Origin of the sequence: Streptomyces sp. NPDC048278, assembly GCF_040652195.1 — a bacterium.
Classification (GTDB): Bacteria; Actinomycetota; Actinomycetes; order Streptomycetales; family Streptomycetaceae; genus Streptomyces.
Genome location: NZ_JBEZLP010000008.1, coordinates 271,669 through 292,774, shown reverse-complemented (window position 1 = coordinate 292,774; position 21,106 = coordinate 271,669). Strand labels below are relative to the sequence as shown.

The window sequence follows — 21,106 nt, the reverse complement described above, 5'->3', positions numbered from 1 at the left end:
CCCGCCGGACGGAGTCCGGCACGCCGCCGGAGGCGGCCAACGGTCACAGCCCCCGACGGCTGGGAGGCGAACCACGCGGTACTGGCGCATCCGGCGGAGCACCGGGTGGCGTGGCGGTCTTGAGCGGACGAGCGCAGAGTCAGCCACCGGCCTTAGGGTCCCCTTGCGCGGGCGCGGGACAATGGGCGGTGGTCATCGGACCGTAGTCATCGACACCGTACGAGGAGGACCAGACATGGCGGAGCCCACGCCGCGTCGGAACGAACCGCGGCTACGCCCCGCGCCCCTGCTCTTCGAGCCTGTGGAAGCGGTCGCCGACCCCGAGCACTTCTTCGGCCTGGAGTCGGTCGACGACCCCGGGGCGCTGCTGGCCCGTGCGACGGAGCTGGCCCAGGCGTTCCGGGTGGCCACCGACCGGGCGGTGGAGTTCCAGGCGATGGCCGCCGCCCAGCTCGCCGACCCGCGCCGCTTCGACCGTCTGACCCCGGCCGACATCGCCGAGCGGGCCGAGTGGACCGAGGACTACGCGAAGAAGATGGTCGAGTTCGGCCGGGATCTGCTGCGGGGGAGGGAAGGGCAGGGGCCCGAGCAGATCTAGCGGGTGGCATATGCCGGGTGGGCAAGATACGCCTCTCCGTTCCGTCCTGTCCGGGTTTTCCGCAACCGACGGCGAGCGGGTGTTCACGAGGGGTATCAATTCCTCATGAGCCGCACACCGTACGAGACCTTTCCCGGTGACCTCGGCGACCTCGGCGACGCGGCCGGGGTCACCTCCGACGGGGCCGCCTGGCTGGCCTCCGCAGGAACGTATCCGCGGAGCACGCTCGCGCACTGGGAGGAGCGGCCGGACGCCCCGGTCGTCCTGCCCTGCGGGACCGTGTTCGACGTGGTGAACACCCCGGCGATCTTCGGCCGGCGCATGCTGGACCGGCTGTGGGACGAGGGGCCGGGCTCCGGGCCGGTCGCGGTGTTCCGGGGCCGGATGCTCCTGTTCGCCGCCCCCGGCACCGCCGCCCGGCTGCCGTCGCTGCTGGGCTGGGAGGAGTGGGGCGGCCGTGGCGAGGCCGTACCGCCGCTGCTGTGCCACGGCACCGGCGACGCGGTGACCGTCCCGGCGCCGGGCACCGGCCCCTCCCCCGCCCCGGCCGGCACCCGCTGGCTGGTCGCCCCCGACACCCGGCACCCGTGGCTTCCCGGCCCGGAGATCCTGCTCTGGGCGGCCGTCCGCGCGGCCCGCTCGACCGTCCGCATATCGATTTTTCCTCCCGCCGATCAGGATGCTAAGGTCTACGACGTCAGCAGGCGCCGCTAGCTCAGTTGGTTAGAGCAGCTGACTCTTAATCAGCGGGTCCGGGGTTCGAGTCCCTGGCGGCGCACGCGAAGTAGGTGAGGGCCAAGCTCCTGTGAGCTTGGCCTTCGGCTTTTCCCCGGCGGGTTCCGGCCGGGTCCGGCAGGGTTCAGTCCGGCCTCACCGGTGTGATCTTCACATTCCAGGCGCCGGACTCCGTCCGCCCCTCCACCGCCACCCGCACGCCGTCCCCGGGCACGGTGAAGCTCTCGCCGAGGGCGACCGGGGCGTCGGCCAGCGGCGGGTAGACCGAGTTCTCCCAGCAGGCCTCGGTGCGCGGATGGGCGTCGATCACCTCGACCGGGCCGCCGCCGGACGCCGTCTCGTCGCGGACCCGGTAGACGAGGATGCCCTGCCGGCAGGCCGCGCTGTCGTTGCCGGACGCGCCGCGCGCCTCGAAGGCCAGCACGGCGTCGGGCCCGGTACGCACCACCGCCAGCTTGGTGCCGTCGCCGAGCCCGAAGGCCGGGGCGCCCGCGGCACCCTGCGCGGACCCGCCGGGACCGGCGGAGAGCGGTTCCAGGGTCAGCCGGGTCGGCGCGGTCCCCCGGACGCACACCACCTGGCGCGGATCCAGCCATCCGAGCTTCCACTTGTGCCAGGCGAACAGGTCCGGGGAGAGCCCGAACTGGCTGCCCATCAGATCCCAGTCGCCGACATAGGTGTCCCAGTCGCCCTTGCCGTCCACCGGGCGGTGGTAGAGGTCGGGGAGGTCGAAGACGTGCCCGGTCTCATGGGCGAGAACCAGCCGGTCCGGCGGATGCTTCTCGAAGACCGTGACGACCCGGCGGACGTCGGTGCCGTCCACGTGCAGCGGGGTGTCGAGGTTGACCACCTTCGTGGCGTCGGAGTCGACGCCGGGCGCGTCCGGGTCGGCCACCAGGTAGACGATGTCGTAGCGCGAGAAGTCGACCTCGGGATCGGCCGCGGCGAACGCGTCCCGCAGGTAGGCGGCCCGCAGCGGGACGCTCCAGTCGCGTCTTATGCCGTACGCGACCGACGGCCGGGGCATCCGCAGCCAGTGGGTGAGCGGGTGCGGGTGGATGGTGAACTTCCCGTAGGAGGCCTGCTCGTAGTAGCGGCTGGTGGCCGGGAAGTGGTCGGCGGCGAGCTCCGCGGGCGTGGTCTGCGGGGTCGCGTCCGGGAAGGAGAGGAACACCATCACGGCCGAAAGCGGATGGGTGGGGCGGGTGTAGTCGGGGTTCCAGGTGTCGACGCCCTCGGAGTGGTGCGCGTCGGTGCGGTGCAGGGCACAGGGGGCCGTGGAGAACGGCTCCGCGGACGACGGCCCGGTCAGGATCGTCGTCGCGACGAGCGCCGACATCGTGGTGAACACGGCGGCGGAACTGCGCAGCAGGAGACGCGGCACGGAAGGACCTCCGGGGGCGGTTCGCGGGACACCGCACCCAGCCTGTGTGAGTTTGTCACCTTATGACCTGTTTATCTGAACCAGAAGGGTGAGGAACCACCTGCTCAGCGCGGGGAGACCCGAACGGCCGACACCCCGGGACGCTAACGGAACGTCACAAGTGGTCGTACGACTCAAGAACCCGTCCAGGTGCGGGCAGAAACGATCTGTCAGAATCACCGGTTCATCGGGGACACTGGACAGTGGCTGGAAGGCCCTCGGGCCAGCCTCTATGATCGGCACACTTTCCTGCACGGACAGAGATCGAGTGCACTGCGGGAGCGAGCGGTGAGCGGAACGTCCGAAGGGCCGACGCCCGCGGCAGACCTCGACCGGTCCGCCGTCACAGAGAGTGACAACACCTACCGGAAGTCGTACGAGAAGACAGAGCAGAAGACAGAACCGGCGACCTACGAGCACGTCTTCGCGGCTGCCGCCCTGCCCATGGCGGTGGTCGACCGCGAAGGGCTGGTCGCCGCCGCCAACGAGGCGTTCGCCACCCTGATCGGCGCCGACCAGGCCGGGCTGCCCGGGCGGATCGCGGCGGACCTGGTGGACCTGGCCTCCGACGCCCGTACCTGGCACGCCTACCGCGAGGTCCTGCGCGGCCGGCAGGCCAAGCTGCGCTGCACCCGCCGGCTGAAGCACCCTGACGGGCACTCCGTCTGGGTCCAGGTCACCATCGCCCCGCTGGCCAGGACCGCGCCGGGCGTGCTGATCTCGGTCTCCGACATCAGCGACCGCCGCGAACTCCAGGCCCGGCTACGGCACTTGCAGATGCACGACCCGGTGACCCGGCTGCCCAACCGGACGCTGTTCTTCGAGCGGCTGTCGGCGGCGCTGGAGGCGGAGTCGTACGAGCAGAGCGGCACCGGCCGGATCGGCCTGTGCTACCTGGACCTCGACGGCTTCAAGGCGGTCAACGACACCCTCGGCCACCGGATCGGCGACCGGCTGCTTGCCGCCGTCGCCGAGCGGCTGACCCGGGTCGCCGACGAGGCCGGCTTCGCGCGGGCCGGAGCGCCGCTGGTGGCCCGGCTCGGCGGCGACGAGTTCGCCCTGCTGGTCGAGGACTCGACGGGCACCGAGCAGCTGGCCGACCTCGCGGAGTCCGCGCTCGCCGCCCTCCAGGCGCCGTTCGACCTGGCCGGCCAGCGGCTGTCGCTGTCGGCGTCGATCGGGGTGGTGGAGCGGCACGCGGCCGGCACCACCGCGACCGGCCTGATGCAGGCCGCCGACACGACGCTCTACTGGGCGAAGGCCGACGGCAAGTCCCGCTGGACGCTCTTCGACCCGGAGCGCAACGCCCACCTGGTGACCCGGCAGGCGCTCTCCTCCACCCTCCGACCGGCCATCGAACGCGGCGAGTTCGTACTGGAGTACCAACCGCTGGTCGGCATGGGGGACGGGCGGCTGAACGGGGTCGAGGCCCTGGTCCGCTGGCACCACCCGGAGTTCGGCACACTGACGCCGAATCGGTTCATCGGACTGGCGGAGGAGGACGGCTCGATCGTCCCGCTCGGCCGCTGGGCCCTGACCACCGCCTGCCGGCAGGCCCGCCGCTGGCAGCTGGACCACCCCGGCGAGCCGCCGATCTTCGTCAGCGTCAACGTCGCGGTCCGCCAGGTCTGGGACTCGGACCTGGTCGCGGACGTGGCGGAGACGCTGGCCGAGACCGGCCTGGCCCCGCATCTGCTCCAGCTGGAGCTGACCGAGTCGGCGGTCATGGGCTCGGCGGGCCGCCCGCTCCAGGCCCTCCAGGCGCTCAGCGACATGGGGGTGCGCATCGCCATCGACGACTTCGGCACCGGTTACTCGAACCTCGCCTACCTCAGCCGCCTGCCGGTCTCCGTCCTCAAGCTGGACGGTTCCTTCGTCCGCGGCTTCCAGTACGACGACCCGGGCGACCGTCCGAACCCGGCCGACGAGGTCGTCGTCGAGGCGATGATCCAGCTGGCCCACCGCCTCGGCCTCACCGTCACCGCCGAGTGCGTCGAGACCTCCGCGCAGGCGTCCCGGCTGCGTCACATCGGCTGCGACACCGGCCAGGGGTGGCTCTACTCCCGGCCGGTGACGGCGGATCGTATCTCCGAGCTGCTGGACACCCGGACCTACGCGGACACCCCGGTCGGCAAACCGTAGGCGTCGGCGACCAGTTCGTAGGAGCGCAGGCGCAGCTCGCCGCGGTGGGCGTGGGTGGTGAGCATCAGCTCGTCGGCGCCGGTGCGCTTCTGCAGGTCGTCGAGGCCCGCGCGGACCTCGTCGGCGGTGCCGTGCACGATGTTGGCGGTCCAGGAGTGCACGAACTCCTCCTCCATCGGGGAGAACTCGTGCTGCTCGACGTCGTCCGGGTCCGGGAACAGGCCGGGCCGCCCGGTGCGCAGCCGCAGCATGTTCACCGCGCCGGCCCGCACCTGGCGGCGCGCCTCGCGCTCCTCGTCCACGGCGAGGACGGAGACGCCGATGAGGGCGTAGGGCTCGTCGAGGACGGCGGACGGGCTGAAGGACTCGCGGTACAGGTCGAGGGCCGGGATCGTGTTCTGCGCGGAGAAGTGGTGCGCGAAGGCGAAGGGCAGCCCGAGCATGCCGGCGAGGCGGGCGCTGAACCCGGAGGAGCCGAGCAGCCAGACCGGCGGCCGGTGCGGCGACTGCACACCGCCGGCGGCGGTGGCCTGGACCGGCCCGGGGATGGCGTGGATCCTCCGGTACGGGTGCCCGTCCGGGAAGTCGTCGTCCAGGAACCGGGTCAGCTCGGCGAGCTGCTGCGGGAAGTCGTCGGCGCCCTCGTTGAGGGTCTGGGTGCGGCGCAGGGCGGCGGCGGTGGCCCCGTCGGTGCCCGGGGCCCGTCCGAGGCCCAGGTCGACCCGGCCCGGGGCCAGCGCCTCCAGCGTCCCGAACTGTTCCGCGATCACGAGCGGCGCGTGGTTGGGCAGCATGACGCCGCCCGAGCCGAGCCGGATGCGGTCGGTGTGGGCGGCGAGGTTGGCGAGGATCACCGCGGGTGAGGAGGAGGCCACGCCCGGCATCGAGTGGTGCTCGGCGACCCAGTACCGGTGGAAGCCGCGGGCTTCGGTGAGCCGCGCGAGTGAGGCGCTGGTGCGCAGGGCGTCGGTGGCGGTACTGCCGGTGCCGACGGTCACCAGGTCCAGTACGGAGAGGGGGACGGGGGCGGTCCCGTGCGTAATGCCCCGGATCTCGTCTGCCGACACGGTGTGGGCCTCCTGTTTTTCGCCGTGAGCTGTGCTGTCGGCCGATAACAGGAGGAGGTCTCCGTTTATTCCTGCGCTTGCTGCCGTGCGGCCACTGCGGCCGAGTGGGGGGCTGGTCGCGTTCATCCCGCGCTTGCTGCCGTGTGACCACTGCGGCCGAGTGGGGGCTGGTCGCGCAGTTCCCCGCGCCCCTTGGTCGGCCGCACCACCCGGCATCAGGAGGCCCCGCCCTTCACTCGACCGCGACACCCGCTCCACGCCCCGACCAACCGAGCCGCCCCCTCACCTTTCAACCGGCCGAAACACCTCCCTCACGTTCCGACCGACCGAGACGTCCTCCTCACATTCCGACCAGCCGAGACGCCCCCTGACCTTCCGACCCACCGAAACGCCCCCTCACCTCCAGCCAACCGAGACGCCGCCCACCTTCCGATCCACCGCCCCCTCACGTTCCGGTCCGCCGAGGTGGACTGCTCGCTTCTTGGTTGGCCGAGTCGGGTGGTGGGTGGGCGAGGGGGGCGGAGTCCCCTGGTTGGTCAGGCCTGGATGATGGGTTCGCGGGTGAAGAGGGTGCCGAGGGACGGGGCGTTCACTCGGCGGTCGGCGAGGCGCAGGCCCTCCCAGACGGTGGCCTGGTTCGCCGTGAGCACCGGCTTGGACAGGGCCTTCTCCAGGAGGGACACGTGTGCGGCCGTGTGCAGTGCCGTGTCGGGAAGAAGCACCGCCTCCGCGTCGGAGACGTCGGCCGCCCGGGCCAGGGTCAGGACGTCCTCCTCCCCCCACGTCCCCACCTCCGCCGCCGTGACGATCCCCGAGGAGCGGACCCCGGTGACCTCCAGGCCCCCGGCCCGAAGGAAGTCGGCGAAGAGGGACGCCACGTCGTCGGGGTAGGTCGCGCCGACCGCCACCCGCCGTACCCCGAGCTCCCGCGCCGCGTGCACGAACGCGAAGGACGTGGACGACGCCGGCATCCCGGCCGCCAGGGCCAGCTCGCGGACCTGCTGCCGGGCGCCCTCCCAGCCGTACACGAAGCTGCCGCTGGTGCACGCCCACACCACCGCGTCCGCGCCCGCGAGCCGCAGCTCGGCCACCCCGGCGGCCAGCCGTTCCCCGGCTCCCATCTCGCGCAGCGCGTCCACCCGGTGCGCGTCCTCGCCGATGTCGGTGTGGACCACGTCCAATCGGATGTCGCTGCCGAGGAGCTGTTCGATGCGCGGGTAGTCGTCCTCCGCGGAGTGCCCCGGGTAGAGGATTCCGAGCGCTGTCATGTCCACCCTTCCTGCTGTTCTTCCGGCAGTGCGGGCCACCCGTGTCCCGGCGCCGAGTCGTCCGGATGACGGATCAGCGCCTGATAGGGGCCCACCGCTCGGGTACCCAGCCTGCGCAGCGCCGCCCACATCGTGACCTGGTTGGCGGACAGGACGGGGATGCGCAGCTCGGCCTCCAGCTGGGGGATGACGTCGTAGGTGGGCAGGTTGGTGCAGGAGATGAAGAGGGCGTCGGCGGCCCCGGGCCGTACCGCCTGCCGGGCCATGGCGACCACGTCCCGGTACGGCACCTGCCAGATGTGCCGGGTCAGCCCCATGAACGCGCAGCCGGCCACCCGTACGCCCGCCTCCGCGACGTACTCCTCCAGGACCCGGGTCACCGAGACGGTGTACGGCGTGACCAGCGCGAGGCGTCGTACGCCCAGCTCGGTCAGTGCGGCCAGCAGCGCCCCGGAGGTGGTCAGGGACGGCACGGCACCGGACCGGGTCATCGCCTCGCACATCGCGCGCTCGCCCGCGATGCCGCCGACGAAACTGCCGGAGGTGCAGGCGTAGGCGACGACCTCGGGCGCGACCGCGGTCAGCGCCCGTACCGCCTCGCCGAGGGTCTCGTGCTCGCTGACCAGCCGGGCCAGGTCCAGGCCGACCTCGACCGGCACGAACGGTGTCCTGGTCAGGTGCAGGGAGACCTCGTCCGGCACCCAGCGCCACAGCTCGCGGTCGAGCGCGAAGTCGAAGGGCGCCACGACGCCGATGCCGCGCTGGGGGCGAGGTCCGCCCAGAAAGGAGACGTCCATGGGAAGTCACCGGCCTCATGTTGGCGATCGAGGGGCAACGGTCGACGGATACGCCCGTGTTGACGAAGGTAGGTTCGGGTGCCAGCGTGGTCAATCCGCGCATCCGAGACGTTGCGTACGCCCATGTCAGACGCTGTCGGACACCGGGAGACCGCCCCGAATGAGCACCGTATGAGCCCTGTATGAGTACCGCATGACGCCGCCTGTGCCCACGCTGCTGGTCCTCGACGCCGACCCGCCGCCGCGGCTGGGCCGGCTCACCGGCCGTGCCCGGATCGTGCACACGGACGTGGCGGGCCTGGCGGCCCGGCTGCCGGCGGCCGACGTCCTCCTGGTCTGGGACTTCGCCTCGCACGCCGTCCGCGAGGCCTGGCCCGGCGAGGGGCCCCGGCCGCGCTGGGTGCACACGGCGAGCGCGGGCGTCGACCATCTGATGTGCCCGGAGCTGGCCGCGTCCGACACGGTCGTCACCAACGCGCGCGGGGTCTTCGACGCGCCCATCGCCGAGTACGTGGCCGCGCTGGTGCTGGCGCTCGCCAAGGACCTGCCGCGGACCCTCGACCTCCAGCGGGAGCGGACCTGGCGGCACCGCGAGGCACGCCGGGTGGCCGGCACGCGCGCGTGCGTGGTCGGCACCGGGCCGATCGGCCGGGCGATCGTCCGCACCCTGAAGGCGCTGGGCGTCACCACGGCCCTGGTCGGCCGCGTCCCGCGTACCGGCATCCACGGCCCGGACGACCTGGACCGGCTGATGTCCCGCGCGGACTGGGTGATCTCGGCCGCCCCGCTGACCGAGCAGACGTACGGCATGTTCGACGCGCACCGCTTCGGCGTGATGCAGCCGTCGGCCTGTTTCATCAACGTCGGCCGGGGCGGGCTGGTCGACGAGGAGGCGCTGGTCCGGGCGCTGACCCGGCGCTGGATCGCCGCCGCGGCCCTGGACGTCTTCACGGCCGAGCCGCTGCCCGCCGACAGCCTGCTGTGGGACGTGCCGGGTCTGCTGGTCTCTCCCCACATGAGCGGGGACACGGTCGGCTGGCGGGACGAACTGGGCGTCCAGTTCGTGGAGTTGTACGAGCGGTGGGCCGCGGGCAGATCTCTGCTGAACGTGGTCGACAAGAAGCGCGGATACGTGCCAGGTCACTGACGCCGGGAGGCCCCATGCAGCTCACCGACCTCACCGCCCGACAGCTCCTCGACGGTTACCGCAAGGGCGAGTTCGGCCCGGTGGCGGCGGTCCGGGCGGTCCTGGAACGGGCGGCGAGGATCCAGCCGGAGGTCAACGCCTTCGTCCGGCTCACCGAGGAGGATGCCCTGGCGCAGGCGCGGGCGGCGGAGGAACGGTGGCGGCGGGGCGAGCCGCGGGGCCTGCTCGACGGCGTCCCGGTGACGGTCAAGGACATCCTCCTGATGCGCGGCCACCCGACCCTGCGCGGCTCGACGACGATCCCGGCGGCCGGGACCTGGGACGAGGACGCGCCGTCCGTCGCCCGGCTGCGCGAGCACGGCGCGGTGTTCGTCGGGAAGACCACCACCCCCGAGTTCGGCTGGAAGGGCGTGACCGACTCCCCGCTCTCCGGGATCACCCGCAACCCGTACGACCCCTCGCGCACCGCCGGCGGTTCGAGCGGCGGCAGCGCGGCGGCCGTCGCCCTGGGCGCCGGGCCGCTCTCCCTCGGCACGGACGGCGGCGGCAGCGTCCGCATCCCGGCCGCGTTCTGCGGGATCTTCGGCCTGAAACCGACGTACGGCCGCGTGCCGCTCTACCCCGCGAGCGCCTTCGGCACGTTGTCGCACGTGGGCCCGATGACCCGGGACGCGGCGGACGCGGCGCTGATGCTGGACGTGATCGGGGCCCCGGACGCCCGGGACTGGTCGGCCCTCGGACCGGCGCCGGGGTCCTTCTCCACCGCGCTCGCCGCGGGGGTGCGCGGGCTGCGCGTGGCCTTCTCCCCCTCGCTGGGCGGGCAGGTCGCGGTGCATCCGGCGGTCGCCGCGGCGGTACGGCGGGCGGTGGCGGGGCTCGCCGGACTCGGCGCGTACGTCGAGGAGGCCGACCCCGACTTCAGCGACCCGGTGGAGGCGTTCCACGTGCTGTGGTTCGCGGGCGCGGCCCGGCTGACCCAGCGCTTCTCCCCCGAGCAGCGGGCACGACTCGACCCGGGGCTGCGGGAGATCCGCGGGGCCGGTGCCCGCCTGTCCGCGCTGGACTACCTCGCGGCGGTGGACGTCCGGATGGACCTGGGCCGCCGGATGGGTCTCTTCCACGAGCGGTACGACCTGCTGGTGACGCCGACCCTGCCGCTCACGGCGTTCGAGGCGGGGGCGGAGGTGCCGAAGGGGGCCGGTCACCGGCGCTGGACCGGCTGGACCCCCTTCACCTACCCGTTCAACCTCACCCAGCAGCCGGCGGCGACGGTCCCCGTCGGGACGGACCCCGACGGCCTGCCGATCGGCCTGCAGATCGTGGCCGCCCGCCACCAGGACGCCCTGGTCCTGCGCGCCGCGCATGCGCTGTACGAGGCAGGGGTGGCCTCGGCACCGCCGAACAGCGCCGTGGTGGCTTAAGCGCCGTCGCGGCGGAAAGGAAGAACCGGCAGGACGAGCGGCGGAAGGAACGGGGAGCAGCGACCACTCACACGGCCCGGAACTCCAGTCGCTCCCCCGCCGCCCCGTTGCGCCACAGGTCGTTGCAGGCCTCGGCGAGCTCCGGCAGGCCTGCCACCACCTGGCCCCACACGATCCCGGGCACCCATCCCACGTCCCCGTTGAGCAGCAGGTTGTTGCGTTCGTAGAAGAGGGCCAGGTCGACCACCGTCGTACCGGGGCGCATCTCGCGGTCGTAGCCGTAGGACCCGGTGCCCAACTCCGTGCCGGCGAAGGAGAAGTAGCAGAGGTCGCCGGGGATCGGCGTGACCGTCGGGTTCTCCAGGGGCGGCTCCGTCGGTGCGAATGGCGGGAACAGCGCGTAGATCTCGTTACGGGCGTACTTGGCGTGGTAGACGTCGCCGGACAGCGGGAGGGCGTCCCAGACGGCGGCGCAGGTGACGGGCGCGCGGTCGTCCAGGAGCCGGGCCTTGGCGGTGACACCGCGGCTGACCAGCGAGACTTCGATGAATCGTTCGGTCATGCCCTCCATGGTGCATAAGTCGGTTGGGGTCGGGTAGCCGCGCCGCCATGGCTCCACCACACGGGAACGAATCAGACACATCAGGGTACGAATCCAGACACAGTCGGCGGGCCGTGCTCGCTGGTGCCGCCGCGGTCGGCGCACTCGGCGCGTTCGGCGCCGCCGGCTGCACGCGCGTGGCCACCGCGGCCGGCACCGACGGCGGTGACCTGCTGCAACGGCTGCGCGCCCAGGGTGTCGTACGGCTCGGCATCGCCGGTGAGATCCCCTTCGGGTACATCGACAAGGACGGGCACCTGACCGGTGAGGCGCCGGAGCTGGCGAAGGCGGTCTTCAAGCGGCTCGGGGTGGACCGGGTCCAGCCGGTGCCGACCGAGTTCGGTTCGCTGATACCCGGGCTGAACTCGCAGCAGTTCGACGTCGTGGCCGCCGGGATGTACGTCAACCCGGACCGCTGCGAGCAAGTGATCTTCGCCGACCCGGACTACCAGATGCTCGACTCGTTCGTCGTGCGCAAGGGCAACCCCAAGGGGCTGCACGACTACCAGGACGTCGTCTCGAAGAAGGCGAAGTTCGCGACGGGGACGGGATACGCGGAGATCGAGTACGCGGTGGGGGCCGGGTACAAGGAGAGCGACATCCTGATCGTTCCCGACCAGGTCGCCGGGCTGAACGCCGTGGAGGCGGGGCGGGTCGACGTGTTCGCCGGGACCGCGGTCACCGTCCGCGAGGTCGTCAAGAAGTCCGCCAAGGCCGAGGCGACCAAGCCGTTCGCGCCGCTCGTGGAGGGCAAACCGCATGTCGACGGCGGCGCGTTCGCGTTCCGGTCGGCGGAGACGCGGCTGCGGGACGCCTTCAACGCGGAGCTGCACAAGCTGAAGCAGAGCGGCGAACTGCTGCGGATCCTGCGGCCGTTCGGCTTCACCCGGGCCGAGATGACCGACCTGACGGCGAAGGAGCTGTGCGGGGGAGGAAAGAGCGGATGACCTCCGGACTGTGGGACCTCGTACTCAGGGGCGTCTGGACGACCGTCCAGCTCCTGGTGCTCAGCGGGCTGTTGATGACGGCCGTGGCGCTGGTGGTGGGAGTGGCGCGCACGCACCGGCTCTGGATCGTCCGGTTCCTCGCCGGGCTCTACACCGAGGTGTTCCGCGGCACCTCGGCGCTGGTGATGATCTTCTGGGTGTTCTTCGTGCTGCCGGTCGCCTTCGGCTGGCAGCTGGTGCCGCTGTGGGCGGGGACGCTCGCGCTCGGCCTGACGTACGGCGCGTACGGCTCGGAGATCGTGCGCGGGGCGCTGAACGCGGTCGACCCGGCGCAGAAGGAGGGCGGGATCGCGCTGAGCTTCACGCCCTGGCAGCGGCTGCGGCTGATCCTGCTCCCGCAGGCGGTGCCGGAGATGATCCCCTCCTACTGCAACCTGCTCGTGGAGCTGCTCAAGGGCACCGCCCTGGTGTCCATCACCGGCATGGGCGACCTCGCCTTCAGCGGGAACCTGGTGCGGCTGGCCTTGCAGGAGAGCGCGCACATCTACACGTACCTGCTGCTCATCTACTTCGTGATCGCGTTCGTGATCACCCGGCTGATGCGCGGTCTGGAGAAGCGGCTCCGGGCCGGGATCGGCAAGGGCCCGGGGAACGAACTCGAGGCGCGGGCGCGCAAGCGCAGGGAGACGACCGGGGTCGGTGGTGTCGCATGACGTGGGACTGGAGTGCCGTACGCGCGTTCATGCCGCACTTCTGGGACGGCCTGTGGGTCACCCTGGAGGCGCTGGCGCTCGGCTCGCTGATCTCGTTCTCGCTGGGGCTGGTGTGGACGCTGCTGATGCGGACGCCCACGCGGTGGGTGCGCTGGCCGGTCGGGGTGGTGACCGAGTTCGTGCGCAACACCCCGCTGCTGGTGCAGCTGTTCTTCCTCTTCTACGTGCTGCCCGAGTGGGGGCTGACGTTCTCCGCGCTGACCACCGGGGTCTTCGCGATCGGCCTGCACTACTCGACGTACACCATGCAGGTCTACCGGGCCGGTATCGAGGCGGTCCCGGCCGGGCAGTGGGAGGCGGCCACCGCGCTCAGCCTGCCGGCGCGGCGGACCTGGTCCGCGGTCATCCTGCCGCAGGCGCTGCGCCGGGTGGTGCCGCCGCTCGGCAACTACGTGATCTCGATGCTGAAGGACACGCCGATCCTGATGTCGATCACCGTGCTGGAGATGCTCGGCCAGGCCCGGCTCTTCTCCCAGCAGCACTTCCAGTTCACCGAGCCGGTGACGGTGATCGGCGTCGCCTTCATCGTCATCTCCTACCTCGCCTCCCTTCTCCTGCGCACCCTGGAGCGTCGCCTTGTCCGTTGAGACCAGCAAACAGCCGAATACGACCGGTACGACGCCCGACGAGCTGATCCGTATCGAAGGGGTGACCAAGCGGTTCGGGGACAACACCGTCCTCGACGGGCTCGACCTCGCCGTGCAGCCGGGCCGGCACGTCACGCTGATCGGGCCCTCCGGCTCCGGCAAGACCACGATCCTCAGGCTGCTGATGACCCTGACCAAGCCGGACGAGGGCACCATCACCGTCGACGGGCAGCGGCTCTTCCCGGCGTCCGAGAAGGAGCTGCGGGAGGTCCGCAAGCAGATCGGGATGGTGTTCCAGCAGTTCAACCTGTTCCCGAACATGAGCGTGCTGCGCAACATCACCGAGGCCCCGGTGACCGTGCTCGGCCTGTCCAAGGAGGAGGCGGAGACCCGCGCCCGGGAGCTGCTCGACCTGGTGGGCCTCGCCGACAAGGCCGACGAGCGGCCGACCCGGCTCTCCGGCGGCCAGCAGCAGCGCGTCGCGATCGCCCGGGCGCTGGCCATGCGGCCGAAGGTGCTGCTCCTCGACGAGGTGACCTCGGCGCTCGACCCGGAGCTGGTCGCGGGCGTCCTCGACCTGCTCAGGGACATCGCCCGCACCACCGACATCACCATGCTCTGCGTGACCCACGAGATGAACTTCGCCCGGGACATCTCCGACCAGGTCCTGATGTTCGACTCGGGCCGGGTCATCGAGGCGGGCCCGCCGGAGCGGATCTTCAGCGACCCCGAGCACGAGCGGACCCGGGAGTTCCTCGGCGCGGTGCTGTAGATATTTCCACCGCCGGAAACGTAAAAGTTTCCCCGCACCGTGCCACGACTACAGGAAGTGAACGCTCGATCACCCGAGGTCCGGCGGGCCGACCGGACCCCGGGGCATTCCACTGGCATATGCCAAAGGGTCTTTTCCGCAGTTGAGGGGACCGGAATCTCGCCAACACCCCCTCCGTTTCGGGTGCTTGCCCGTTATCGTGGAGAGGATCCGCTGTCCGGATCGCGGCCCAAGCAGTGCTGCCGAAGCAGTATCGCCGAGCGAGCGCAGGGGGACCACCGTGGCGCTGATGCACGAGCCGACCGCCCCGTACCACTCCGCCCAGGACGCCCTTCGGGTCCTGGAGACGGTGGCGGGGCACGCCACCGGGGTCACCGACACCGAACTGGCCCGCAGGACCGGCCTGGGCCCCGAGCGGCTGACCACGCTGTTGCGCATGCTGCGCCGTGAGGGCTACGTCGAGCAGGTCGCCGACGGCGCCTACGTGACCGGGGAGACCCTGCGCCGGCTCGGCTCCGCGCACGAGCGGGAGCAGGCCCTCGGCGAGCAGCTCCAGCAGACCCTCGACCGGCTGCGCGACTCGGTCGGCGCCGCCGTCTACCTCAGCCGGTACGTCGACGGCGAGGTGCGAATCGGCCAGTACGCGGACGGCCCGGCCACCCCCGCGGTCAACGAGTGGGTGGACTTCCGCTCCTCCGCGCACGCCACCGCGATCGGCAAGAGCCTGCTCACCCAGCTCGACCACAACGCCCGCCGGGACCACCTCTCCCGGCACAAGATGGCCCGCCTCACCTCGCGCACCATCACCAGCGACAAGCTGCTGCTCTCCCGGCTGGAGGCACAGCCGCCGACGGTCCCCGTCCTGGACCTCCAGGAGTACGCCATCGGCACGGTGTGCGCGGCGGTGCCGATCACCGCGGGGTCGGCCGTGGGCTGCCTGGCCCTGTCCCTGCCGGTCGAGCACGCGCACCGGCTCCGCCAGGCCGCCGACACCCTGAACCGCGGCGCGGCTCCACTGCTCCTCTCCCTGGCGATCTAGACGGTCCAGGCGATCCAGGCGGTCCGGAGGCCGGGCCGGCCGTGGTCGGAACCACCCCGCCGGACCAGGTAGTATTTTCTTCGTCGCCCACCGCGAAGACACACCTCAAGCGGTCGGCGAGAGTCATGCGCCGCTAGCTCAGTTGGTTAGAGCAGCTGACTCTTAATCAGCGGGTCCGGGGTTCGAGTCCCTGGCGGCGCACCGAAGAAGGGCCTCTCGTGGACACGAGGGGCCCTTCGGCGTCCTCCGGGGTCAGCAGGCGGTACGTCCGCTCCCCCGGCGGTCGCCACCACACCGGGTCGGCGCACCGCACGCCCTCCTTGCGCAGGGCCGCCCGCTGGATCTTGTTGGTCGCCGTCACCGGCATCCGCTCCACCACCCGCACGAACCGGGGCGCCATCTTCGTCCCCAGGTCGGGCTGGGCCAGCAGGAACTCGGCGAAGTCCAGCGGGTCGAACCGGCCCGCGACCGTCGCCATCACCTGGTCCCCGGTCACCGGGTCCGGGATCCCGTACACGGCGACGGCCTCCGCGCCCTCGTACCGGGCCACGATGTTCTCGATCACCGCGGCGGCCAGGTTCTCCCCGTCGACCCGGATCCGGTCGTCGGTGCGCCCCGCGAAGTACAGGTATCCCTCCGTGTCCCGGTAGAAGAGATCCCCGGTCCAGTACCACCCTCCCCTGCGCCGCTCGGCCTCCGCCGCCGTGTTCCGCCAGTACCCCTCGAACGGGTTCGGCGCCCGGTTCACCAGCTCCCCTATCGCCGCCTCCCCGTTCAGCAACCGTCCCCCGGAGTCGAAGACGGCCGGCGGGCACTCCTGGCCCGACTCCTGGTCGAGCACGACGAGCCCCGGCGCCGCCCGCCCCACCGCCCCGGCCGGCGTCCCCGGCGACCACTGGATCGCCGCCCCGCCCTCCGAGGACCCGTACCCCTCGACCAGCCGCACCCCGAACCGCTCCGCGAAGGCCGCCGCGTCCACGGCCCCGGCCTCGGTCCCGAACCCGAGCCGCAGCGGGTTGTCCCGGTCGTCGGGGCGCGGCTCGGTGGCGAGTATGTACTGCACCGCGCGCCCGACATAGGTGAAGTAGGTGGCCCGGTAGCGCCGCACGTCGCAGAGGAACCCGGACGCCGAGAACCGCCGCCGCAGCGCCACCCCGGCGCCCGCCACCAGCGCGGGCGCCCAGTCGGCGATCACAGCGTTGCCGTGGAACATCGGCATGCAGACGTAGTGCACGTCGTCGGGGCGGACCCCGAACTGCCCGGCGAGCGAGTGCCCGGCCGCGGCCAGCCGCCCCTGGGAGCAGAGGGCGGCCTTCGGGGCGCCGGTGGAGCCGGAGGTGAAGTAGAGCAGGATCCGGTCGCCGGGCGCGGCCCGGGAGGCGTCCGGTACGGCGCCGAGGTAGGGGGCGAGCAGGGCGCCGTACTCCGGTCCGTCGGTCACGAGGACACGGACGCCGGGCAGTTCGAGCCCGCCGAGCAGCGGCAGGTGGGCCCGCTCGGTGACGAGCACCGGGCACTCGGTGTGCAGGACGTCCCGGGCCAGCTCGGCCCCCCGACGAGTCGGATTGACCCCCGCCACCGCAGCCCCGGCGAGCGCGGCGGCCCCCAACCAGAGCGGAAACTCGGGGGTGTTGTCGAGCAGCACCCCGACATGCGGCACGGCACCCGCAGGAAGCAGATCGTCGAACAGCGCCGCCCGGGCAGCGGCCCCGGCGGCCACGTCGTGATGCGTCAGCACCCGCTCCTCGAACCACAACCCGGGCCGGTGGTCCCCCCACCTGGCGGCAACAGCTTCAGCGACGGTGCGTCCCTCGACGGCCATGGAGAAGCAGATTAATTGACACTCCGTCAGATCAACACCCTAGGGGCGCGGGGAACTGCGCGACCAGCCACGACGAAACCCGCACCGCCCCACCCGCCGATCGCCCCACTCACGGCGCACCAATCCCGTCCGCCGCCGAAAAGAAGAAGTGCGCCACTCCCATGAACATCAGCGCGAACCCGATGAACACCCCGAAGAACGCCACCGTGCACCCGGTCCCCACCGCCAGCTTCCCCTGCGCCGGCGGTCGCGACGTCGCCCCCTCGGGACGCTCCGGCAGGTAGTACACGGTCACGAAGTCGCCCTCGACCACGGTCGACCGCCCGCTCGCCTCGTCGAAGCGGACGACCCGCCCCTCGGCCGTCGTGAACTCGTAGACATGGTGCAGCGTGGTCGTCACGGACGTGTCCCCCGCACCGCCGCTGGTCCTCGTGTACGACCGCAGACAGCGCGCCTCGGCGGTACGCCCGTGACGCCACGTCCGGCTGATCTCGCTCGACCGCCGCAACGTCCTGACCAACCCGAGCACGCCGATGACGACGAAGATGCCGGGAAGGATGTAGAAGAACGCTTCCATCAGGTCCATGAGGGTCCCCCGCCTCCGAACACCGGTCCGACTGACCGGTGTGGCGGGAACGTACCCCCGCGGCCCGAGGCGGGTCCTCAAGCGAAGCTCAGATCGGCCGGGTGTTACCCGGTTGTCGAACGACGCAGGTCAGAACGTGACGTCCGAGCAGGCGTAGAACGCGTTGCCCGTGTCGGCGATCGTCCAGACCGCCAGGATCACGTGGTGACCGCTCAGCCCGGACGGCAGGGTGCCGCTGTGGCTGAGGGTGGCCGGCGGGCGCTGGCCGTTGTAGGGGACGGTGAGGAACGGGGTGGTGTTGAGGTCCGAACGGGCGAGGGCGTGGTTCTGGTTCCAGCCCTGCTTGGTGACGTAGTACTTGAAGTCGGTCGTGGCGTGCATCGCCGTGAACTGCCAGCGGAACGTGTACGTCTGACCGCCGGTCACCTTGGTCGTCGGCCAGGCGCCGCCCGACGGGGTCTTCGGCGAGCTGAGCTGCGCGAACCTGCTCAGCCCGCCGTTGCAGAGCTGGCCGTCGGCGGGACCGGCCGCCGGGAAGCCCTTCGGCCCCTCGACGCTCTGCGGCTCGTACTGGATGTCGCCGCAGTTCGTCACCGTGCCGTTGGCACAGAGCTTCTGCCGGCTGATGGGGAGGTCGGTGTAGCCGTGCCCGCTGGCGCCGCCGGTGGAGAGCGCGAAGGCTCCGGCGGTCGCCACGCCGAGCACGACGGCCGACACCTTGGTCCGTTTACGCATGCTGCCGCTCCTGGAGAACGTGGGGGAGGTTCACTGAGCCGTGCAGGTCTAGACCAAGTCCCAGATTATTGCCGCCTGTTGAACATGTCCATACCAAAAGGGGTACCGGTCACGGCATGGAGTCGGCGCGCCCCGAACAGAACGCCACCGTCAGGTCCCGCACCAGCACCTTGCGCTCGTAGTCGTCGAGTTCGACGAGTCCGCGCATGGTCAGCCGGGTCACCGTGTCCTCGACCGAGTCCACCACCGAGGTGAGCATGGTGGCCCGCTGCCGGGCGTCGAGCGCGGCGATCCGGCGCCGCTGCATGGCCCCGGCGACCTCCGGGGCGTACTCCACGCGGACCGGCTGCACGGAGAACACCTCCAGGCCGATGCCTCCCGCGTCCGCCGAGACCAGCCGGGTCAGCGCGTCCGCGGCCACCTCCACCGAACCCCGGGCGGTGCCCGGCGGCTCCACCGGCACCCGGGCCAGCGCGGCCTCCACGCACTCGCGCAGATACGTCTCGTGGTCCTCGACGCCGAGCACCGCCCGCGCGGTGTCCCGCACCCGCCACACCACCAGGACGACGACCCGGAGCGCGACCCCGTTGCCGTCCGCGGCCGGCATCTCCTCGCTGCGCCAGTGCCGCAGCCGGACGTCGGCCCGGCGGCGCAGCAGCAGCGGGTTGACCCAGAGCAGGCCGGTGCGCCGTACCGTCCCCCGGTAGCGGCCGAACAGTCCGAGCACCCAGGCCCGCCCGGTCGTGCCGCGCGCGAGCCCGCCGAAACCGGCGAGACCGAGCGCACCGGCCGCGGCGTACGCCGCCCACTGCGCCGGGCCCAGCCCCGCACCTCCGTACGCCGGCAGGTGCAGCGCGTGCGCCGCGAGCGGCGGCAGCACCCCCGCCCACCAGGAGGTGGCGAGCCCCCCGGCCACTCCGCCGAGCCCGGCGCACACGCCGGCCGCGCCGGGCAGCACCCGGGCCGGACGCTCCACCAGGTCGGGGTCGACGGCGGCGGTCGGCCGGGGCTTGGCCGGGAGCGGACGGCGCAGCCGGGGCTGTTCGCCGGTGCCCTGCCGGCGGCCGACCACGGCGGGCCGCAGCGGCACCGACACCGGGTCGGGGTCGTCGCGGAAGAGCAGGTGGACGGGGATCTCGGTGGTGATCTCGTTCTGGATGAGCCGGGGAGCCGGACGGGTCGGCGGCCCGCCGTCCGGGGGCCCGTCCGCATCAGGGGTGTGTTCGGTGGTCGTACTCATGCCTGCCTCCAGCCTCCGCGCCAGATGCTTCAGGTGATCCTCAGGGGACCGGGTTCGGGGTCGGGATCGGGACCGTCACAGGAACAGGCGGCGCCAGGTCTCCGGCCCCGGGTAGCCGTCGGCCGCGCCGCCGCGCCAGCCCTGGGCGCGCTGGAACGCCTCGACGGCCCTGCGGTCCGCCTCGCCCCAGGCGGCGTGCGGGCCGGCCGGGTAGAAACGGCCGTACCCCTTCTTGACCAGCTGCCTGCCGAGCCGGGTGACGTAGTCGTTGGCGGCGCCCGGGCGGAAGAAGTTCTTGCCGGGGTAGCCCGGGACCCCGTGCGAGGCGGGGGCGGACGGGGACGTGGTGGCGGACTTGATGTTCCTGCCCCGGCCGGTGGCGAGGAGTTCCCAGGTGCCCGGTCCCGGCAGGCCGTCGGCGGCGGCGCCGGTCCAGCCCTGGGCCTTCTGGAAGGCCTGGGTGGCCCGCTGGTCCGCGGTGCCCCAGACCGGCCCCGGGCCCTTGGCGTAGTAGCCGCCGGCACCCCGGGAGACCAGCAGCTGTCCGAGGAGGGTGACGTACTTGTTGTGGGCGCCGGGCCCGAAGTAGGCCGCCCCCGGGTACGGCACCGACGTCCTCGCGGCCTGGGCGCCGGGCGTGGCCGGGTCCGCGATCAGGCCCTTGTAGCGGTAGGGGACGTACTTGGCGGAGTTGGTCCAGTAGGCGTAGGGCGTGGCCTGGCTGCGGGCGTGCGGGGGTGTCTGCTCGTACACCGTGTAGGAGGTGTGCGTGTAGTCCGTCCAGCCGCCGAAGAGCACGACGTGGGAGCCCTTCTCGGGGTCGTCCGGGTTGTGGAAGAGCAGCATGTCGCCGGGCTGGAGCTCCTCCTTGGTGATCTTCGTGCCGAACTGGTCGAGGCTGCCGGTCCACTCGTTGCCGGTCAGCCCCCAGGCCATGGAGACGTAGCCGGAGCAGTCCTGCCGGTATCCGTCCGTCCAGTAGAGGGTCATGCTGTACGGCACCTTGGCGGTGACCCAGGTCTTGGCGCGGTTGATGATCTGCGTGCGGGTGATGGGGGGCGTGGTGACCGGGCCCTTGACGGGCTTGCCGTCCGGCCCGTGCAGGGGGGACTTGGTGCCCTGCGGGGTCTGGGGCTCGGGGTCCACGGGAGCGGCGGACCGGTGCGGGGCGGGCGGGGCGCTGTGGGCGGCGGCGGCCGGGGCGCCCGCGGCGAGGGCGGCGGACGCTGCGGCCACGACCAGGACGCTGCGGGCCGCCGGGTGCCCGCCGAAGCGGCCGGGCAGCGGGGAGGGGCTGACCCGCCGCCAGTGGACGCATCCGGGGCATTCGCAGGTGGTCGCGGGGTCGAATTCCTCGAAGACCGGGGCCGCCATGCGATTCCCCTCACACTTCATGTTGATATGTC

20 protein-coding genes and 2 tRNA genes are annotated in these 21,106 nt (G+C 72.0%); 12 read left to right on the top strand and 10 right to left on the bottom strand.

Translation table 11 applies throughout. The features are described from left to right. Nucleotides 1-235 precede the first annotated feature (235 nt). From AB0D74_RS17500 to AB0D74_RS17490, 3 genes are all read left to right on the top strand, one after another. A complete protein-coding gene (locus AB0D74_RS17500; RefSeq protein ID WP_362586703.1) occupies nucleotides 236-598 on the top strand; it encodes a hypothetical protein in 363 nt (120 codons plus the stop codon). 105 nt (nucleotides 599-703) lie between these two features. Next, nucleotides 704-1,312 carry a bifunctional DNA primase/polymerase gene (locus AB0D74_RS17495; RefSeq protein WP_362586700.1) on the top strand — a complete coding sequence of 203 codons (609 nt, stop codon included), beginning with the start codon at nucleotides 704-706 and terminating at the stop codon, nucleotides 1,310-1,312. Continuing rightward, nucleotides 1,303-1,376: transfer RNA gene (locus AB0D74_RS17490), tRNA-Lys, on the top strand. Before AB0D74_RS17495 ends, AB0D74_RS17490 begins: the two co-directional genes overlap by 10 nt. Before the next feature lie 81 nt (nucleotides 1,377-1,457). On the opposite strand, the gene AB0D74_RS17485 is transcribed toward AB0D74_RS17490, so the two are convergent. Beyond that, entirely contained in the window at nucleotides 1,458-2,672 is a 1,215-nt protein-coding gene (locus AB0D74_RS17485; protein ID WP_362586891.1) for a M6 family metalloprotease domain-containing protein, read from the bottom strand. A gap of 372 nt (nucleotides 2,673-3,044) precedes the next feature. On the opposite strand from AB0D74_RS17485, the gene AB0D74_RS17480 reads away from it, so the two are divergent. Then, nucleotides 3,045-4,898, top strand: a complete 1,854-nt coding sequence (locus tag AB0D74_RS17480) for an EAL domain-containing protein (RefSeq protein WP_362586697.1) — start codon at nucleotides 3,045-3,047, stop codon at nucleotides 4,896-4,898. On the opposite strand, the gene AB0D74_RS17475 is transcribed toward AB0D74_RS17480, so the two are convergent. From AB0D74_RS17475 to AB0D74_RS17465, 3 genes are all read right to left on the bottom strand, one after another. Further along, nucleotides 4,868-5,965, bottom strand: a complete 1,098-nt coding sequence (locus AB0D74_RS17475) for an LLM class flavin-dependent oxidoreductase (protein ID WP_362586693.1) — start codon at nucleotides 5,963-5,965, stop codon at nucleotides 4,868-4,870. The two genes, AB0D74_RS17480 and AB0D74_RS17475, sit on opposite strands and share 31 nt — an antisense overlap. Before the next feature lie 536 nt (nucleotides 5,966-6,501). Further along, on the bottom strand, nucleotides 6,502-7,233 hold the full coding sequence (locus AB0D74_RS17470) for an aspartate/glutamate racemase family protein (protein WP_362586691.1): 732 nt from the start codon (nucleotides 7,231-7,233) through the stop codon (nucleotides 6,502-6,504). Then, nucleotides 7,230-8,030 (bottom strand): aspartate/glutamate racemase family protein, encoded by an 801-nt coding sequence (locus AB0D74_RS17465; protein WP_362586688.1) that lies wholly within the window; start codon nucleotides 8,028-8,030, stop codon nucleotides 7,230-7,232. The genes AB0D74_RS17470 and AB0D74_RS17465 overlap by 4 nt, the downstream gene beginning before the upstream one ends. A gap of 193 nt (nucleotides 8,031-8,223) precedes the next feature. Between AB0D74_RS17465 and AB0D74_RS17460 the strand changes: the two genes are divergently transcribed. Together AB0D74_RS17460 and AB0D74_RS17455 are read left to right on the top strand one after the other, a co-directional pair. Further along, nucleotides 8,224-9,177 (top strand): D-2-hydroxyacid dehydrogenase, encoded by a 954-nt coding sequence (locus tag AB0D74_RS17460; protein WP_362586685.1) that lies wholly within the window; start codon nucleotides 8,224-8,226, stop codon nucleotides 9,175-9,177. 14 nt (nucleotides 9,178-9,191) lie between these two features. Then, nucleotides 9,192-10,598, top strand: a complete 1,407-nt coding sequence (locus AB0D74_RS17455; protein ID WP_362586682.1) for an amidase — start codon at nucleotides 9,192-9,194, stop codon at nucleotides 10,596-10,598. A 67-nt stretch (nucleotides 10,599-10,665) separates the two neighbouring features. On the opposite strand, the gene AB0D74_RS17450 is transcribed toward AB0D74_RS17455, so the two are convergent. Next, nucleotides 10,666-11,160: a DUF3830 family protein gene (locus tag AB0D74_RS17450; RefSeq protein ID WP_362586679.1), complete on the bottom strand. Its 495-nt coding sequence runs from the start codon at nucleotides 11,158-11,160 to the stop codon at nucleotides 10,666-10,668. 47 nt (nucleotides 11,161-11,207) lie between these two features. Here AB0D74_RS17450 and ehuB point away from each other — a divergent pair, with 47 nt between their 5' ends. From ehuB to AB0D74_RS17420, 6 genes are all read left to right on the top strand, one after another. Continuing rightward, the gene (gene ehuB, locus AB0D74_RS17445) at nucleotides 11,208-12,146 is read left to right on the top strand and encodes an ectoine/hydroxyectoine ABC transporter substrate-binding protein EhuB (RefSeq protein ID WP_362586677.1); all 939 of its coding nucleotides are present in this window, start codon (nucleotides 11,208-11,210) and stop codon (nucleotides 12,144-12,146) included. Beyond that, entirely contained in the window at nucleotides 12,143-12,859 is a 717-nt protein-coding gene (gene ehuC / locus AB0D74_RS17440; RefSeq protein WP_362586674.1) for an ectoine/hydroxyectoine ABC transporter permease subunit EhuC, read from the top strand. The genes ehuB and ehuC overlap by 4 nt, the downstream gene beginning before the upstream one ends. Then, nucleotides 12,856-13,506 (top strand): ectoine/hydroxyectoine ABC transporter permease subunit EhuD, encoded by a 651-nt coding sequence (gene ehuD, locus AB0D74_RS17435; RefSeq protein ID WP_362586671.1) that lies wholly within the window; start codon nucleotides 12,856-12,858, stop codon nucleotides 13,504-13,506. Before ehuC ends, ehuD begins: the two co-directional genes overlap by 4 nt. Then, nucleotides 13,496-14,278: an ectoine/hydroxyectoine ABC transporter ATP-binding protein EhuA gene (ehuA, locus tag AB0D74_RS17430; RefSeq protein ID WP_362586668.1), complete on the top strand. Its 783-nt coding sequence runs from the start codon at nucleotides 13,496-13,498 to the stop codon at nucleotides 14,276-14,278. The genes ehuD and ehuA overlap by 11 nt, the downstream gene beginning before the upstream one ends. 280 nt (nucleotides 14,279-14,558) lie before the next feature. Continuing rightward, nucleotides 14,559-15,317 (top strand): IclR family transcriptional regulator C-terminal domain-containing protein, encoded by a 759-nt coding sequence (locus AB0D74_RS17425; RefSeq protein ID WP_362586665.1) that lies wholly within the window; start codon nucleotides 14,559-14,561, stop codon nucleotides 15,315-15,317. Between the two features lie 127 nt (nucleotides 15,318-15,444). After that, nucleotides 15,445-15,518 (top strand) — tRNA-Lys (locus AB0D74_RS17420). Here the strand turns inward: AB0D74_RS17420 and AB0D74_RS17415 are convergent. The 5 genes from AB0D74_RS17415 to AB0D74_RS17395 form a co-directional block, all read right to left on the bottom strand. Then, nucleotides 15,484-17,139 carry an AMP-binding protein gene (locus tag AB0D74_RS17415; protein ID WP_362586662.1) on the bottom strand — a complete coding sequence of 552 codons (1,656 nt, stop codon included), beginning with the start codon at nucleotides 17,137-17,139 and terminating at the stop codon, nucleotides 15,484-15,486. The two genes, AB0D74_RS17420 and AB0D74_RS17415, sit on opposite strands and share 35 nt — an antisense overlap. A 109-nt stretch (nucleotides 17,140-17,248) precedes the next feature. Continuing rightward, the gene (locus AB0D74_RS17410; protein WP_362586659.1) at nucleotides 17,249-17,725 is read right to left on the bottom strand and encodes a DUF3592 domain-containing protein; all 477 of its coding nucleotides are present in this window, start codon (nucleotides 17,723-17,725) and stop codon (nucleotides 17,249-17,251) included. Between the two features lie 129 nt (nucleotides 17,726-17,854). After that, the gene (locus AB0D74_RS17405) at nucleotides 17,855-18,460 is read right to left on the bottom strand and encodes a lytic polysaccharide monooxygenase (protein ID WP_362586656.1); all 606 of its coding nucleotides are present in this window, start codon (nucleotides 18,458-18,460) and stop codon (nucleotides 17,855-17,857) included. A 109-nt stretch (nucleotides 18,461-18,569) separates the two neighbouring features. Next, the gene (locus AB0D74_RS17400; RefSeq protein ID WP_362586653.1) at nucleotides 18,570-19,700 is read right to left on the bottom strand and encodes an SPFH domain-containing protein; all 1,131 of its coding nucleotides are present in this window, start codon (nucleotides 19,698-19,700) and stop codon (nucleotides 18,570-18,572) included. 75 nt (nucleotides 19,701-19,775) lie between these two features. After that, nucleotides 19,776-21,074, bottom strand: a complete 1,299-nt coding sequence (locus AB0D74_RS17395) for a peptidoglycan-binding protein (RefSeq protein ID WP_362586650.1) — start codon at nucleotides 21,072-21,074, stop codon at nucleotides 19,776-19,778. Nucleotides 21,075-21,106: the final 32 nt, after the last annotated feature.

Coding starts and splice junctions, on each gene's coding strand:
- AB0D74_RS17455 (WP_362586682.1), top strand. CDS start 9,192: ATGCAGCTCACCGACCTCACCGCCCGACAGCTCCTCGACGGTTACCGC.
- AB0D74_RS17500 (WP_362586703.1), top strand. CDS start 236: ATGGCGGAGCCCACGCCGCGTCGGAACGAACCGCGGCTACGCCCCGCG.
- AB0D74_RS17415 (WP_362586662.1), bottom strand. CDS start 17,139: ATGGCCGTCGAGGGACGCACCGTCGCTGAAGCTGTTGCCGCCAGGTGG.
- AB0D74_RS17485 (WP_362586891.1), bottom strand. CDS start 2,672: ATGTCGGCGCTCGTCGCGACGACGATCCTGACCGGGCCGTCGTCCGCG.
- AB0D74_RS17465 (WP_362586688.1), bottom strand. CDS start 8,030: ATGGACGTCTCCTTTCTGGGCGGACCTCGCCCCCAGCGCGGCATCGGC.
- AB0D74_RS17460 (WP_362586685.1), top strand. CDS start 8,224: ATGACGCCGCCTGTGCCCACGCTGCTGGTCCTCGACGCCGACCCGCCG.
- AB0D74_RS17405 (WP_362586656.1), bottom strand. CDS start 18,460: ATGCGTAAACGGACCAAGGTGTCGGCCGTCGTGCTCGGCGTGGCGACC.
- AB0D74_RS17395 (WP_362586650.1), bottom strand. CDS start 21,074: ATGGCGGCCCCGGTCTTCGAGGAATTCGACCCCGCGACCACCTGCGAA.
- AB0D74_RS17470 (WP_362586691.1), bottom strand. CDS start 7,233: ATGACAGCGCTCGGAATCCTCTACCCGGGGCACTCCGCGGAGGACGAC.
- AB0D74_RS17410 (WP_362586659.1), bottom strand. CDS start 17,725: ATGGACCTGATGGAAGCGTTCTTCTACATCCTTCCCGGCATCTTCGTC.
- AB0D74_RS17495 (WP_362586700.1), top strand. CDS start 704: ATGAGCCGCACACCGTACGAGACCTTTCCCGGTGACCTCGGCGACCTC.
- AB0D74_RS17450 (WP_362586679.1), bottom strand. CDS start 11,160: ATGACCGAACGATTCATCGAAGTCTCGCTGGTCAGCCGCGGTGTCACC.
- ehuD (WP_362586671.1), top strand. CDS start 12,856: ATGACGTGGGACTGGAGTGCCGTACGCGCGTTCATGCCGCACTTCTGG.
- ehuC (WP_362586674.1), top strand. CDS start 12,143: ATGACCTCCGGACTGTGGGACCTCGTACTCAGGGGCGTCTGGACGACC.
- AB0D74_RS17400 (WP_362586653.1), bottom strand. CDS start 19,700: ATGAGTACGACCACCGAACACACCCCTGATGCGGACGGGCCCCCGGAC.
- ehuB (WP_362586677.1), top strand. CDS start 11,208: ATGGCTCCACCACACGGGAACGAATCAGACACATCAGGGTACGAATCC.